Source organism: Xanthomonas sp. D-99 (genome assembly GCF_017746145.1).
In the GTDB taxonomy this organism is placed as follows: domain Bacteria; phylum Pseudomonadota; class Gammaproteobacteria; order Xanthomonadales; family Xanthomonadaceae; genus Xanthomonas; species Xanthomonas cissicola.
On the sequence record NZ_JAGHWU010000025.1, the window covers coordinates 49,892 to 65,067 of the forward strand.

Annotated in this window: 7 protein-coding genes; 2 read left to right on the forward strand and 5 right to left on the reverse strand. The window is 65.7% G+C overall.

What is annotated here, in order from left to right; all coding sequences use genetic code 11:
* Positions 1–2: 2 nt before the first annotated feature.
* From mdoH to J7360_RS12010, 4 genes are all read right to left on the reverse strand, one after another.
* The gene (mdoH, locus tag J7360_RS11995; protein WP_209033915.1) at positions 3–1,940 is read right to left on the reverse strand and encodes a glucans biosynthesis glucosyltransferase MdoH; all 1,938 of its coding nucleotides are present in this window, start codon (positions 1,938–1,940) and stop codon (positions 3–5) included.
* Positions 1,941–3,166: 1,226 nt separating this feature from the next.
* The gene (locus J7360_RS12000) at positions 3,167–4,816 is read right to left on the reverse strand and encodes a M28 family metallopeptidase (RefSeq protein ID WP_209033917.1); all 1,650 of its coding nucleotides are present in this window, start codon (positions 4,814–4,816) and stop codon (positions 3,167–3,169) included.
* A gap of 176 nt (positions 4,817–4,992) precedes the next feature.
* Positions 4,993–5,973 (reverse strand): GGDEF domain-containing protein, encoded by a 981-nt coding sequence (locus J7360_RS12005; RefSeq protein ID WP_057661424.1) that lies wholly within the window; start codon positions 5,971–5,973, stop codon positions 4,993–4,995.
* A gap of 220 nt (positions 5,974–6,193) precedes the next feature.
* Complete coding sequence (locus J7360_RS12010; protein ID WP_057661422.1) at positions 6,194–7,681, reverse strand: SulP family inorganic anion transporter; 1,488 nt, start codon at positions 7,679–7,681, stop codon at positions 6,194–6,196.
* 232 nt (positions 7,682–7,913) lie between these two features.
* On the opposite strand from J7360_RS12010, the gene J7360_RS12015 reads away from it, so the two are divergent.
* Both J7360_RS12015 and J7360_RS12020 read left to right on the forward strand, forming a co-directional pair.
* The gene (locus tag J7360_RS12015; RefSeq protein ID WP_209033919.1) at positions 7,914–9,344 is read left to right on the forward strand and encodes a glycoside hydrolase family 5 protein; all 1,431 of its coding nucleotides are present in this window, start codon (positions 7,914–7,916) and stop codon (positions 9,342–9,344) included.
* Between the two features lie 267 nt (positions 9,345–9,611).
* Complete coding sequence (locus tag J7360_RS12020) at positions 9,612–11,798, forward strand: methyl-accepting chemotaxis protein (protein WP_057661474.1); 2,187 nt, start codon at positions 9,612–9,614, stop codon at positions 11,796–11,798.
* A 633-nt stretch (positions 11,799–12,431) separates the two neighbouring features.
* Here the strand turns inward: J7360_RS12020 and J7360_RS12025 are convergent.
* Entirely contained in the window at positions 12,432–15,122 is a 2,691-nt protein-coding gene (locus J7360_RS12025; protein ID WP_343124459.1) for a PAS domain S-box protein, read from the reverse strand.
* Positions 15,123–15,176 lie beyond the last annotated feature (54 nt).

The following is a 15,176-nucleotide window of genomic DNA, read 5'->3' on the forward strand; positions in this document are numbered from 1 at the left end:
GCTCAGATCAGCGACGGTTCCAGCGCGGCGGCGCGGCGCAATTCGGAGGCACGCACCAGCACCTTGGGCGGGTCGAGCTCTTCGGGAATGCAGAAGATGCCGGCGCGGCGTAGCGCCATGCCGGTGCGACGCAGCGAGGTCAGCGCCACCACCGGGATCGACAACGCCATGCCGACGATCACCGGCCCCATCCAGGCGGCCAGCGCCGGCGAGACCGCGTAGGCCACCGCACCCATGAACAGGCCGAACACGGTCAGGCCGCCATAGCTGCGAAACAGCGCCGGCCACGACAGCTTGCCGTCGTCGCGCACCTGCGCATCCCAGCCCGAATCCTTGCCCGCCAGCACCTCGAACACACCGCGCGACTGCAGGTACATCACCACCGGCGCCATCAGGGCGGCCAGCACGGTCTCCAGCAGGATGCTTACTGCCGCGCGGAAGGCACCGCCGCAGGCGCGCAGTTCGCGCGGGCTGAGCAGCAGCGCGATGTAGCCGAGCAGCTTGGGCGCCAGCAGCACGAACATGGTGCAGACGAAGATCCAGATCGCATTGCCCTGGCTGCTGCCGTGCCAGTAACGGGCGGGCGAGAACGGCAGGTCGCCGGCCAGGTCGATACCGCCGCCGGCCAGTGGAATGCCGATGCCGATCAGCATCAACAGGCCCCACATCGGTGCGGTGAAGTAATGCCCGATGCCGATCAGCATGTGCATGCGGCTGATCCAGTGCAGGCCCTTGGCGCTCACCACCTTGGCGTGCTGCAGGTTGCCCTGGCACCAGCGGCGGTCGCGGATCAGCAGGTCGGTCAGCGTGGGCGGGCCTTCTTCGTAGCTGCCCTGCAGGTACGGCACCATGTGCATGGCCCAGCCGCCGCGCCGCATCAGCGCCGCTTCGACAAAGTCGTGGCTGAGCACATGCCCGCCGAACGGTTTGCGCCCGCGCAGCGAGGGCAGGCCGGCGTGATCGGCGAAGGCCTGGGTGCGGATGATGGCGTTGTGGCCCCAGTAGTTGCTCTCTGCGCCGTGCCACCAGGCCACGCCGAAGGCGATGATCGGCCCGTACACGCGCCCGCCGAACTGCTGCATGCGGGCGAACAGGGTCTGCCCGTTGACCACTGCCGGCAGGGTCTGGATCAGGCCCACGTCCGGGTTGTTTTCCATACCGGCGACCAGCCGCACGATGGTGTCGCCGGTCATCACGCTGTCGGCGTCCAGGATCAGCATCTGCGGGTAGCTGCCGCCGAAGCGACGCACCCAGTCGGCCACGTTGCCGGCCTTGCGCGCGGCGTTGTCGGCACGGCGGCGGTAGAAAATGCGGCCGTGCCCGCCGACGCGGTCGCACAACGCGTTGTAGACCAGCTCTTCGGCGCGGCCGATGTGCTCGCGGGTGGTGTCGCTGAGCACGAAGAAATCGAAATGCTCCAACTGGCCGGTCTCGGCCACCGATTCGTAGATGGCCTGCAGGCCGGCCAGCAGGCGGCGCGGGTCTTCGTTGTAGGTGGGCATCAGCAACGCGGTGCGCGAGCGCAGCGTAGGCAGGGGCTGCTCCGGGTCGATGCCGAGCTTGCGGCCGGCGCGCGCCACCACGGTGACGAAGCCAGCCACGGCGCTGGCGAAGGACATGGCGATCCAGGCGAACAGCAACACGAACAGGCCGAGCAGGCAGCCTTCCAGCACGCTGATGCCGTCGGGCCACAGCACGCTGAGCATCACCCACACGGCGATGGCGGTGGTGGCAAAGGTGCCGCCGATCAAATAGAAGCGGCGCACGCCGATGCCGGGCGGCGACGTGCGCTGGTGGCGCACCTGCAGGCTACCTTCGCGCAGGTTCTGTTCGGGCATCGCCAACGGTGCTTCCGGCGGCAGCGTGGGCGTGCCGGCATCGAGGGCGGAAATGGGGGGCACTGCAGTCGTTGTCGGGGAAGGAGTCACGGTGCCGTCCATCAGGGCTGCCCGTCGCGCGAGGACGACAGGGCGGGCTGACACGGGAGGTCCATCCCCGCCATGCAGTGCGATGTTGCCTGGCACGCGGCCGAACGGGCGAGCCCGACGGTGTACGACCAAGACGCTCTGAAACCACTCCGATGCACAAGTTCTCCTGGCTGCAATCTCACCTCGCAGCTCATCCTAAAGAATCGACCGTTAAAGGAACGAACGCCGCGTACGGTCTTCGCCCTCCCCCCATGAGGACCGCGCGGCAGACTACGCCGCACCGACCGAACGCAACCCCAACAGATTGCAGCCTAGCGCAGACGCTGTCACGGGCCGCTGGCCGGGCCATCCTGCAGGAGAGCTGCAATTGGTGTGCCATGGCGTGCAATCGGTTGCAGCGGCGGGGCATTGGCGTTGCGTCGTGCCGATGCGGTCAGCCGGCTGGGCAAGCGATCGGTTGGTCGCCGTGAATCGCTGAAGACACCCTGGAATTCCAGACGTTGCGGTGGTCGGAGGTTCTCAAGGCCTGCGGCAACGGCGTGATTGGTCGAGCGTGCGGCGTCCTCGCCGCTCCAGGCAGTTGATCGATGGCCAGGAAAGCGGCGCGGCACACGTGGCCTTTGTTTGCTGATGCAACCGCTTGATCGAGGCATCAATGAACGTCGTTGCAGGACTGGGGCTGGAGCGAGCGGGCGATACGTTGAAAACCCGACATGGAGCGCTTGCCCTTAGCGTACGCACCGACGACACGACTGGCCCTTGCCCGCCCACCGGCGCGGGACCCTTGGCGGCATGGACGCCGCCAAGGGGCTTACTAGGACGTAATTGCAATGTGTCCTGCGATCAATGCGTCCTGCGATGGTGGAAAGGCAAGGGCCCCGCAGCAACGCGCAGACTCGCCTCGTGACAACTCCACTCTTCGTCAGTAGCCACCTGAAGATGCTGGGCGTTCGCGTGTGCGAGCGCTCGGCGATCTTCAAGCCTGCCTGTCGCGTGCGCAGTGCCCTCGCCGCGCGCGGACACGCGGTGAATCCAATCCCGAGGCGCGATGGCGGCATCCATGCCGTAACTGGCGAAGACATTGCACACTACGCTCGCCGGCTGGTGTAACCGACAACCAGCAGCACGCGCCGCGTGTCAGGCGAGGCTCTTTCAAAAGTGGCATGTCGCGATGGCACACGCCGCTTTGCGCCAGGGCAGCCGTCCTGGTCCTGGCGCAATGGCGGTGTGCGCCGGCCTTACTTGCGTGCCGCCGCGCTGGCATCGCGGGTGGCGCGGAACTCCGAATCCTGGCTCCAGTTCGGCCACTGGCGCGAGTCGGCCAGCTGCTGGCCCAGTGCATACAGCACGCCCAGGTCGCGGGCGGCGCCGGCGAAGGTCCAATCCGGCTTCCATTCGTCGCCTTGCTGGTGATAGCGCTTGGCGGTGTAGTCGTCGGCGGCTGCCTTTCCTGCCGCCACGCCGCCCACTTCCCAATCCTGGCCGGCTGCATACGACAGCGCCGGTACGCCGCGCTTGGCGAAGGAGAAGTGATCGGAACGGAAGAAATACCCGGCCTGCGGCTTGGGATCGGGCGTGTAACGCAGCTTGGATTGCGCGGCCACGCTCTTGAGTTGATCGAGCAGTTCGAGTTTCGCCGTGCCGTAGATGCCGAAGTCGCGCGAGGGCACGAACGGATTCATGCCGTCCATGTTGATCACCGCCACCGTGGTATCCAGCGGGTACAGCGGCTTGGAGGCGTAGAACTCCGAGCCCAGCAGGCCCTTTTCTTCAGCGGTGACGGCCAGGAACACCACCGAGCGCTCAGGCGTTGGTCCCTTGGCGAAACCACGCGCCAGCTCCAGCAGCGCGGCGGTGCCACTGGCATTGTCCAATGCACCATTGAAGATGGTGTCGCCGCGTGCATCCGGCTTGCCCACGCCAATATGATCCCAGTGCGCGCTGTAGATCAGCGTCTCGTTCGGGTGTTTGCTGCCTTCCAGCCGCGCCACCACGTTGTGCGAGGTGATCACGTCGGATTTGACCTGGTAGCGGGCGCTCAAACGTTGATCCTTGAGCTCGACCGGCTTGAAATCGCGCGTCTGCGCCTGCTTCTTCAAGGTCTCGAAATCCAGGCCGGCGTGCTTGAACAGCTCGGTGGCCAGATCGCGCTGGATCCAGCCTTCCAGCGTGGGATGCGCGCTGCGCGGGTTGTCGCGCACCACGTCGAACATGGTGTTGGTGTTGGAGCTGGCCACCGTGTCCCAGCCGTACGAGGCAGGCGCGGTTTCGTGCACCACCAGCACGCCGAGTGCGCCCTGGCGCGCGCCCTCTTCGTACTTGTAGGTCCAGCGGCCGTAGTAGGTCATGCCGGTGCCGTCGAAGTCGCCCTTGCCGGTTTCAAAGTCCGGCTCGTTGATCAGCACCACCGCGATCTTGCCCTTCAGGTCCACACCCTTGAAATCGTCCCAGTTGCGCTCGGGCGCCTTGACGCCGTAGCCGACGAACACCAGCGGCGCGTTGGCGATCTCCACCTTGGATGAGCCATCCAGCGCGGCACGGATGGCGATTTGCCTGCCTTGGGTCAGCGCTTGCGGCTTGCCGGCGTTCTGCACGGCAATGGTCGGCGTGCCGACGATATCGGCGCGCCGCAACGGCACCGCCTGGGTCCAGGCGCGCTTGCCATTGGCCAGATCGCCGCCCGGCAGCAGACCGGCTTCGGCGAACTGCTTGCTCAGGTAAGCAATGGTCTTTTCTTCACCGGCCGTGGCCGGGCCGCGGCCTTCATAGGCGTCGGAGGCCAGTTCCTTGACGTCGCGCGAGATGCGCGCGCCATCGAAACTCGGCGTGGCCGCCATCAGTGCGGTCGAGACCGCCATCGCCAGAAGTCCTACGGCAACTCGCTTCATTGCACACCCCAGATCTTGGATAGCCCTGGAGTGTAGCCAGCATCGCATGCGGGCCGATACCTGCAGCTGAGCCGATGCCTGCGATGCCTGCGATGCGAGTGCGACAAGTGCTGCAGAAGCGCCGTGTCTGCATCCACGGCAAACAGCTCTGGCCTGCTTCAGCGCCGCGCTGCCGCCTAGAACAGATCGATGCTGCCCACCGGTTGCGCAACCTGCTGCAAGTGCCCGCCGGCAATCAGCTCGGCATACACCGCCGCGCGATTGCGGCCGTTCTGCTTGGCCCAGTACAGCGCCTTGTCGGCTTCGTCCAGCATTTCGCTGATCAGCCGGCCGTGGGTCAGTGCGACGATGCCGGTGCTGAGCGTGACCTGCCCCACTTGCGGGAACAGGTGCTCGGCCACGGCCAGGCGGAATCGCTCGAAAAGATGCACGGCCGTGTCGCGGTCCACGCCGCGCAACACGATCACGAACTCTTCGCCGCCGAAGCGGAACAGCAGGTCGTCCTGGCGAAACGCACGCTGCATCAGCTGCGCGACCAGCAGCACCACCTCGTCGCCATACAGATGCCCGAAGGTGTCGTTGACGCGCTTGAAGTGATCGATGTCCACGATGCCCAGCCACACGCCCTGCTCTGCGGCAGAGTCGGCACCCCCGGCAAACAGCCGCAAGATCAGCTCGTCGAACGTCTTGCGGTTGCGCAGGCCGGTCAGCGCGTCGCGCTGGGCGTCGTCGAGCAGGCTGCGGTAGTTCTGGAAGAAGCGCGCAAAGCCCTGCAGCATCGCTTGCTCGGCCACGCCGGGAATACGCGTCCCGCCCACTCGCAGGCAGGTCCGGATGCCGCGCGCCTCCATCGTCGGGTAGACCAGCAAGGCGCGGCCGTCTTCGTGCAGTTGCACCACATCGCCCGGCCCATGCACCTGGGCCAGCTGGATGCGCGTGCGCGCATCGTGGATCTCGGCCACCGTCAGCGCCAGCCGGCCGTCGTCGCGCAGGCGCGTTTCGGCGATGCTGTTGCTGTCCGGGGCGATGCGCAGCAGCGAAAGTTCTTCGGCCGCGCAGACCTCGCGCACGGTGCGCAACAGGCTCAGATCGAGCAGGTCCGCATCGCGGATGGCGGTCAGGTCCACCATCCGTTCCAGCAACGGCGTGTTGGTCATGGCTGCGCCCTCCGGCGGGCGGACACGAACCCGCAGTGCCGGGCTTGGCACGCAGGCACATATCTCGGGTTGAAACCCACTGGCATCACAGCGACGACCGGCAATGAGGATGCCGAATCATCGGCGTCGCCCGCCGGAACTTGAATTGGTTCGCCACCGCGCTCAGCGCACGCACAGCCCGGCATGACGCCCCGCATGCGTGCCAGGCGCATTCCGCCGCCTAGGGCAGCGACGATTCCAGCGCGTCTTCGCCCAGGGCATGCCGCTGCATCAGGCGTCGGCTGCCGGCATTCAAGCCTTTCACCTGCACTTCCAGACCATGATGGCGCAAACGCTGCACCACCTTGTCCAGTGCCGCCACCGCGGTGATGTCCCAGAAGTGCGCGCGGCCGACATCGATCACCACTGCGCGGCCGGGCACCTCGCGTGCGTCGAAGGCGTCGATGAACACATCGGCCGAGGCAAAGAACACCTGCCCGCGCACGCTGTAGGTGCGCACCCCGTCCGCGCCATCGACATGCGCGATCTGCAGCAGCCCGGCCACCTTGAAGGTGAAGAACACCCCGCTCAGCAGCACGCCAACCGCTACACCTGCCGCTAGGTTGTGCGTAAACAACGTGACCGCCACGGTGGCCAGCATCACCACGCTGGAGGTGCGCGGGTGGGTCACCACGGTGCGCAGCGAGCGCCAGTCGAAGGTCTCCGCCGACACCATCACCATGATCGCCACCAACGCCACCACCGGCACCTGCGACACCCACGGCTTGAGCAGCACCATCAGCACCAGCAGGAACACGCCGGCGAACAACGTGGACAGCCGGCCACGGCCGCCGTATTTCACGTTGCCCACGGTTTGCCCGATCATGCCGCAGCCGGCAATGCCGCCGAACAGGCTGGCCGCTGCATTGGCGATGCCCAGCCCGGTGCATTCGCGGTTCTTGTTGCTGGGCGTATCGGTGAGTTCATCGACCACGCGCGCGGTCATCATCGACTCGAGCAGGCCCACCATGGCAATGGCCAGCGCCGGCAGCGCGATGATGCGCAGCGTCTCCAGCGTCAACGGCACCGCCGGCCATTGCAGGAACGGTAGCGCGTTGGGCAGCTTGCCCAGATCGGCCACCGTCTTGAGCGGCAGATGCAGCGCAGTGCCGGCCACGCTGAGCAACAGGATGCACAGCAAGGGCGATGGAATTGCCGACAGCCCCGGCAGACGCAGACGCGGCAGGCCGTAGATGATGGCAAGACCTGCGCCCAGCATGACCCAGGTGGTCAGGTTGGCGCCGAGCAGATGCGGCATTTGCGCCGCGAAGATGAGCACGGCCAGTGCGTTGACGAAACCGGTGCGCACCGAACTGCTGACAAACCGCATCAGCACGCCCAGCCGCAACAACCCGAACAGGATCTGCACCAGGCCAGCGAGCAAGCCGGCGGCCAGCAGATATGGCAGCCCGTGCGCGGCCACCAGCGGTGCAGCCACCAGCGCCACCGAGCCGGCCGCAGCAGAAATCATTGCCGGCCGCCCCCCACAAAACGCAATCACGATGCCGATCACGAAGGATGCGAACAGGCCCACCTGCGGATCCACCCCGGCGACGAAGGCGAACGCAATCACTTCGGGAATCAGCGCAAATGTGGCGACCGCACCGGCCATGAGTTCGCGCGCGGGGGAGGCGCGCCATTGCGCCATTTCGGCACGCAACAAAGACATTGAGAGACACTCCGGGGGACAAAGAGGACAGCCTGCAGACAGCACGCAGCACGCAGCACGCAGCACGCAGCATCGATAGTGTGCGGGAAAGCGACCTCGCCCGCAGCTTGCGTGTGATCGGTCCGCCGCTGCGCTCTTCTGTGGCAGCGGTCACGCCACACAACGCAGCCGAAGACCAAGATGCCCCCTCACCGCGCCCGGCTGTCGGGCTCGGTCATCCAAGGAGACCACCATGTCCATCTTCAGGGCTGCAAGTACGCTCGCATTGGCAACGATGTTAGCGCTCACCGCCGCACCGGCTTTCAGCTATTCGGTCAGCAACAACAAGATCGTCGACGACAACGGCAAAGTGGTTCAGCTCAAGGGCGTCAACGTGTTCGGCTTCGAGACCGGCAACCATGTCATGCATGGCCTGTGGGCGCGCAACTGGAAGGAGATGATCAACCAGATGCAGGGCCTGGGCTTCAACGCGGTGCGCCTGCCGTTTTGCCCGGCTACGCTGCGTAGCGGCCAGATGCCCAGCAGCATTGATTACAGCCGCAACGCCGATCTGCAGGGTCTGACCTCGCTGCAGATCCTCGACAAGGTGATCAACGAATTCAACGCACGCGGCATGTATGTGCTGCTGGATCACCACACGCCCGATTGCGCGGCGATTTCCGAGCTGTGGTACACCAGCACGTATTCCGAAGCGCAATGGCTGGACGACCTGCGCTTTGTCGCCAACCGCTACAAGAACGTGCCGAGCGTGATCGGCGTGGATCTGAAGAACGAGCCGCACGGCGCCGCCACCTGGGGCACCGGCAACGCCGCCACCGACTGGAACAAGGCCGCCGAGCGCGGTTCTGCCGCTGTGCTTGCGGTGGCGCCGAAGTGGATCATTGCGGTGGAAGGCATCACCGACAACCCGGCGTGTTCGACCAATGGCGGCATCTTCTGGGGTGGCAGCCTGCAGCCGCTGGCCTGCACCCCATTGAACATTCCGGCCAACCGCCTGTTGCTGGCACCGCATGTGTACGGCCCGGACGTGTTCGTGCAGTCGTACTTCAACGACAGCAACTTCCCCAACAACATGCCCGCGATTTGGGACCGCCATTTCGGCCAGTTTGCCGGCAATCACGCGCTGCTGCTTGGCGAATTCGGCGGCAAGTACGGCGAAGGCGATGCGCGCGACAAGGTCTGGCAGGACGCGCTGGTGAAGTACCTGCGCAGCAAGGGCATCAACGAAGGCTTCTATTGGTCGTGGAACCCCAATAGCGGCGATACCGGCGGCATCCTGCGCGACGACTGGATCAGCGTGCGCGAAGACAAGATGACCTTGTTGCGGACGCTGTGGGGAACGGCCAGCAACAGCACACCGACACCCACGCCGACCCCCACTCCCACACCAACGCCGACGCCGACGCCAAGCGCGGGCTTCAGTACCAAGGTGATCCGGGACAGCACCTGGAACGGTGGCTACTGCAACCGCGTGCAGGTCACCAATACCGGCACCGTCAGCGGCAACTGGTCGATCTCGCTGACAGTCACCGGCACCGTCAACAACGCCTGGAACGTCACCTGGTCACAGAGCGGCACCACCCTCCAGGCCAGCGGCGTGGACTTCAACCGCACGCTGGCGCCCGGTGCAACGGCCGAGTTCGGCTTCTGCGCAGCAAGTTGATGCAAGGCGGCGGGCACGCAGTGCGTGTCCGCCGTCGCATCGATGGACCGTTGCGAACGCCTGCGTCGCAGCGCGCGGGCCAGAGAAACGCTATGGCTAACGTCTTGTCGCGGCCGGTGCGCTCCGACATTGCATTGGCACGTTGTTGCATCGCCTGAGCGGACGCTGCCGCAGTTAGCATTCAACCTGCATGTGAATCATCCGCTATCCATGATGTAGCGCCGTGCGCGCGTTCTGGATGTCGTTGTCATGCCTGTCGTTTCCCTCCTGCGTCGTTCTGTTGCCAATCTCCCGCTCACCCGAAAGTTCGTCCTGTTGTGCACGCTATTGACAGTGGGCGTGATCCTGCTGGCGATGGCCGCCGCACGTCTGCAATATCTGGATCTGGTGGAGGCGCGCAAGCTCAGCGTCAAGACCGAGGTGGAGATGGGCCTGACGGTGATGCAGCACTATGCCGACAAGGTCAAAGCCGGCGAACTGAGCCTTGAGCAGGCCAAAGAAGCCGCCCGCACCACGCTGGCCGACATGCGCACCAACGACGGGGTGGATTACTTCTTCATCGTCGACCCGCAGATGCGCATCCTGATGCATCCCAAGCGCCCGGTCGGCACCGACATGACCGACTACAAGAGCGATGCCGGTCAATACGTGTATCGCGACATCAAGACCGCCATCGATAGCGGCGACGGCTTCAGCTATTACGATGCGCCCAAGCCGGGCAAGAAGGAACAGCTGCCGAAGATCAGCTATGCCAAGACCTTTCCGGCCTGGAACTGGGTGCTGGTGATGGGCGTCTATGCCGAAGATATTCAGGTGCAGGCCTCGGGTTTCACGCGCACCCTGACCTTGATCGGTGGCGCCCTGGTGGCGCTGGTGATCGGCCTGTGCTGGCTGATCGCCTCGGCCATGGCTGCGCCGCTGCGCGCCGCCTCGCGCACTGCCGAAGCCATCGCCTCGGGCCGCTTCGACAACGACATCCGCGTGGAATCGCGCGATGAAACCGGCCAGCTGATGCACAGCATGCAGCAGATGCAGACCCAGCTGCAGCGTTTCAACGGCGAGATGCAGACCATGATCCGGCTGCAGCAGGGCGAGAACATCGCGCACCGCATTCCGGAAGATTTCCCCGGCGACTACGGCACGCTGGCGCACGGCGTCAACACGGTGGTGTTCGAACACCTGGACGCCATCAACGAAGCGATGGACGTGATGAGCGACTACGGCCGTGGCGATCTGCGCCGCGACATGCGTCGCCTGCCCGGCCAGCGCGCTGCCCTGCATCAGGCGCTGGACACGGTGAAAGAGAATCTGTCTGCGATCAACAGCGACATCGCGCGCCTGGCCGATGCAGCTGCGCGCGGCGATTTCTCCGCACGTGGCGATCAATCGCATTATCAGTTCGCGTTTGCGGAAATGGTGCAGGCACTGAACCGCTTGATGCAGCAGGCCGATGCCGGCCTGGACGATGTGGGCCGCATCATGGCCGCGATCGCCGATGGCGATCTGTCGCAGCGCGTGGAGTCGCACTACGAAGGCGCGTTCGGTCGCCTGGCCGATGCCGCCAACCGCACTGCGATCCAACTCACCAGCATCGTGCAGGGCATCCAGCATTCGGCCGAGATGATCAATACCGCTGCCGGCGAGATCGCCAGCGGCAACGCCGACCTGTCCACGCGCACCGAGAACCAGACTGCGAACCTGGAAGAAACCGCCGCCTCGATGGAAGAACTGACCTCCACCGTGCGCCAGAATGCCGACAACTCGCGCCAGGCCAATCAGCTGGTCAAGGGCACCGGCGACGTCGCCGAAAGCGGCGGGCGCGTGGTGCAGGACGTGGTCATCACCATGCAGGCGATCACCCAGGCATCGGCGCGCATTTCCGACATCATCGGAGTGATCGACGGCATCGCGTTCCAGACCAATATCCTGGCACTGAACGCAGCGGTGGAAGCTGCACGTGCCGGCGAACAGGGCCGCGGCTTTGCGGTGGTGGCGACGGAAGTGCGTGCACTAGCGCAGCGTTCGGCCGGTGCAGCCAAGGAAATCAAACAGCTGATTTCCGACTCGGTGGAAAAGGTGGAACAGGGCTCGGGCCTGGTGCAACAGGCCGGCAGCACCATGACCGAGGTGGTCAGCTCGGTGAAGCGCGTGACCGACATCATGGCCGAGATCACCGCCGCCAGCACCGAACAGAGCGCCGGTATCGAGCAGGTCAGCACCACCGTGATGCAGCTGGATGAAATGACCCAACAGAACGCAGCACTGGTGGAAGAAGCCACGGCAGCCGCACGCAGCCTGGAAGACCAGGCCGCGGACCTGGCACGCGCGGTGGCGGTGTTCCGACTGACATCCGATGCCGGCCAGCCTCAGGCAAGCAGCGCAGCGAACGTGCTTGCCGCGACGAAGCCGGTGGCCAGCCAGCAAGCTGCGCACGACCACAGGCTGCGGGCGTGAGCGATATCGCCTGCCATGCACACGAGCGCTCGCTCCTGTGCGGCAGGCGATGTCGGTGGCATCTGCAGCGATGATGGAGATTGAAGTTTCCGGATCGGGACACGCCACCGCCATCTGCCATGCGTCCGCGCCTGGGTCCGCCGCAATCGCGGGTCGAACCCGCCATCGCCAGCCTGCGCGACGCGTGGGTGTATTGCTGTAAAGCGACTGAACCGTGTACCTGAGCACCAACAGCGGCGTACGACGTGCCATGGTCGGTTTCGGCGCGCTCTCTCGCGCATTCTCCAGGCAGGGACGCGTATCGGTGCCTTTTTGCAATGCGGACACGGCGTTTTCCGGGCGAGACTGTGCCGCGCGATCGCCCAGTGGCGTGGGCAATCTGTGTGCTCTGCGTCGTCCAACTGCCTGACGACTGCCCGCAACCTTTGGTTACCACGCTGATCCTACGCCCGCTGTCACGCAATCAGGCACTGGCTGTGTGCTGTGTGCTGTGTGCTGTGTGCTGTGCGGCTTGCGGCTTGCGGCTTGCGGCTTGCGGCTTGCGGCTTGCGATGTGCGATTGCACCTAACAGCAGCAGTAAGCAGCCTCCGCCAGTGCGCATGCGCTGTCCTGCACCCTCAGCCCAACCACGCCTAAGAGCGAGGCGCTTGCCCCTCTGGCTGCCGCGCGCGCTTGGCTGCATACATCGCCTCGTCGGCGGCATGCATCAAGCTGGACGCCTCGGCCTGTGCGCCGTGTTGCCAGGCCACACCGATGCTGGGCTGGATCGGCAGATGCTCATCGCCGAACGTGGCGCCTTGCGCGGCAAGCGTGCGGATACGCTCTGCCACCGCAGCACATTCGGCCTGCGCATCTTCCAACCCGTCCAGCAACACGACGAATTCATCGCCGGCCAGACGCGCCACCAGATAGCGCTCGCCCGCCGCGCGTTGCAGGCAGCTGCCGAACGCCACCAGCACCGCGTCGCCGGCACGGTGACCGTAGACATCGTTGATGCGCTTGAAGCCGTCCAGATCCAGGAACATCACGGCCACCGCGCGTTGCTGCTGTTGCGCCTGCGCAACCGCCACCTGCAACGCTTCAGACCACGCTTGCCGGTTCGGCAGGCCGGTCAAGGCATCGCGGGTGGCGCGCTCGTGCATCAGGCGGTGCAGGGTCTTGTGCGCAGTGACATCGTGCGCCATCAGGAAAAAGCCCTGCGTGGGCGTGGCAGTCTGCGTTTCGGGCACCAGGGTGACTTCCACGTCGCGCGGCGTGCTGCCGCCGCCCAGGAGATGTTCGAAACTTGCGCGCTGCCCGGCCACCGCCTGTGCCAGCGCAGCGCGCGCTGCAGTGCTGAGGTCTTCGCCCAGTACCTGGGTAATGTGGCGACCGACCAGGCTGGCAGGCTCCACGCCCAGCCAGTGGCGATGCGCTTCATTGGCGAACAGGTAGCGCTGCTCGGCATCGAACTGGGCAACCAGGGTGGGCGTGGCGTCGCTGATGGCCCGCAGCCGCGCTTCGCTTTCGGCCAGGCGTTCGGCGGCGACATGGCGCTCGGTCACGTCCTGGATCTGCGAAACAAAATGCACCGGCGCACCGCTGCTATCGCGCACCAGCGACACCGACAGCTGCGCCCAGATCACCGCGCCCTGCTGGCTGATGTAGCGCTTGGCCAGGCTGTAGCTGTCGCGTTTGCCGTCGATCAGGTCCTGGACCAATTGCAGGTCCATCTCCAGATCGTCGGGATGGGTGATCTGCTTGAAGGTGGTGCGCAGCAATTGCTCGCGCGCATAGCCCAGGATGCCGCACAGCGCCGGATTGACGTCACGCCAGTCACCTTCCAGCGACACGATGGCCATGCCTTGGGGCGCGGTTTCGAATGCACCGATGAAACGTTCGGCAGCCAGCTGCGCGGCCGCTTGCGCCTGCAATTCGGCAGTGACGTCGATGGCCATCGCGAGGTACCCGGCCAGACCCTGCTGCGCATCGTGGATCACGTTGAAGCACAGGCGCACGCGACGCAGATCGCCGTCCTTGCGTACCAGCGTCCAGAGTTCTTCGGCCAGCACATCGCCAGCCGCCGCGGCAGCCAGCTTCAGATACGAGGGAGGCGACAACGCCAGCGTCGCCATGTGCCGCTCCAGTTCGGCCGGCAGATGGAACTGTGCCGGGCAGGTGCCCAGCACCTCGTCGGCACGGTAACCGAGCAGGCGCTCGGCGCCGGGATTGAAGAGTTCCAGACGGCCCTGCGGGTCGAATGCCATGATGGCCACGTCCTGCGAGGCGTCCACCAGTGCCTGCAGGCGCGCGCGTTCGCCGGCCAGTGCGGCCGAAGCATCCTTGAGCTGGGTGATGTCGTGCATCACGCACACCGCGCCCCATGCCGTGCCTTTGTCGCCGATGACCGGATCCGCATTGCAGAGCACGCTGCGCGGCGGCTGGTTGGTGGCGCGAATCAACAGTTCGGCGTTGCGTACGTGTTCGCCACGCCAGGCACGTAGCAGCGGGATTTCCTCGGTGGGCAGCAGGCTGTTGCCATCGGCGGTGTACAGATCGAAATGCAGCGCCCATTGCGCCGGTGGCAGCACGCGCGGGTCGGTGCCATGCCATTGCCGGGCGGCGTGATTGAACTCGCGCAGCAAGCCGTCGGTGCCGCAGGCCACCACGCCGTCGGGCATGGCTTCCAGCAACATGCTCAAGGTCTGCTGCTGCGCCTGCGCGTCCAGCCGGTCGCGGCGTGCTTCCAACTGATTGACGGCCTGGCGTGCCAGGCGGATCAGGGCCTGCTTCTGGCTGTCGTCGAGCACGCGCGGCTGGGTGCTGAGCGTGCACAAGGTGCCGTAGGCGTAGCCTTCGCGCCCGATCAACGGCACCCCGGCATACGAGCGCACGCCGGGGGCAGCGATCACCAACGGGTTGTTGACGAAGCGCGGGTCGGCTTCGGCATCGGGCACTTCCATCAACTCGGTGCCCATGATCGCGTGGGCGCAAAACGAGGCGCTGCGTGGTGTGTCTTCCAGATCGGTGCCGCAACGCGCCTTGAACCACTGGCGATCGGCATCCAGCAGCGACACCAGCGCCATCGTGGCGCCGGTGACGTGCGTCGCCAGCCAGGCGATATCGTCGAATTCGGCCTCGGACTCGGTGTCCAGCACGCGCAGCCGGCGCACCGCGTCCACGCGCAAGGCGTCGTCGACGGGAATCGGCACGGGCGGCAACAGGTCGGTCATGGGGTGATCGGCAGGCGGCGTCTGGTCAAGATAGGTCGACCCAGGTAACGGCGAGGCGACGGGCAACTTGAGGCTGGCGCTTGCGTTCGCCTGGCCGTCGCGCCGTGGCAATGCGCTGGCGAGCCCCGCGCTGGCGCCTGCCCGGCACTGAACGCGGCCAGACGC

Bases quoted from the DNA above. Each gene is read 5' to 3' on its own strand.
- mdoH (WP_209033915.1), bottom strand. From the start codon at position 1,940: ATGGACGGCACCGTGACTCCTTCCCCGACAACGACTGCAGTGCCCCCC.
- J7360_RS12000 (WP_209033917.1), bottom strand. From the start codon at position 4,816: ATGAAGCGAGTTGCCGTAGGACTTCTGGCGATGGCGGTCTCGACCGCA.
- J7360_RS12005 (WP_057661424.1), bottom strand. From the start codon at position 5,973: ATGACCAACACGCCGTTGCTGGAACGGATGGTGGACCTGACCGCCATC.
- J7360_RS12010 (WP_057661422.1), bottom strand. From the start codon at position 7,681: ATGTCTTTGTTGCGTGCCGAAATGGCGCAATGGCGCGCCTCCCCCGCG.
- J7360_RS12015 (WP_209033919.1), top strand. From the start codon at position 7,914: ATGTCCATCTTCAGGGCTGCAAGTACGCTCGCATTGGCAACGATGTTA.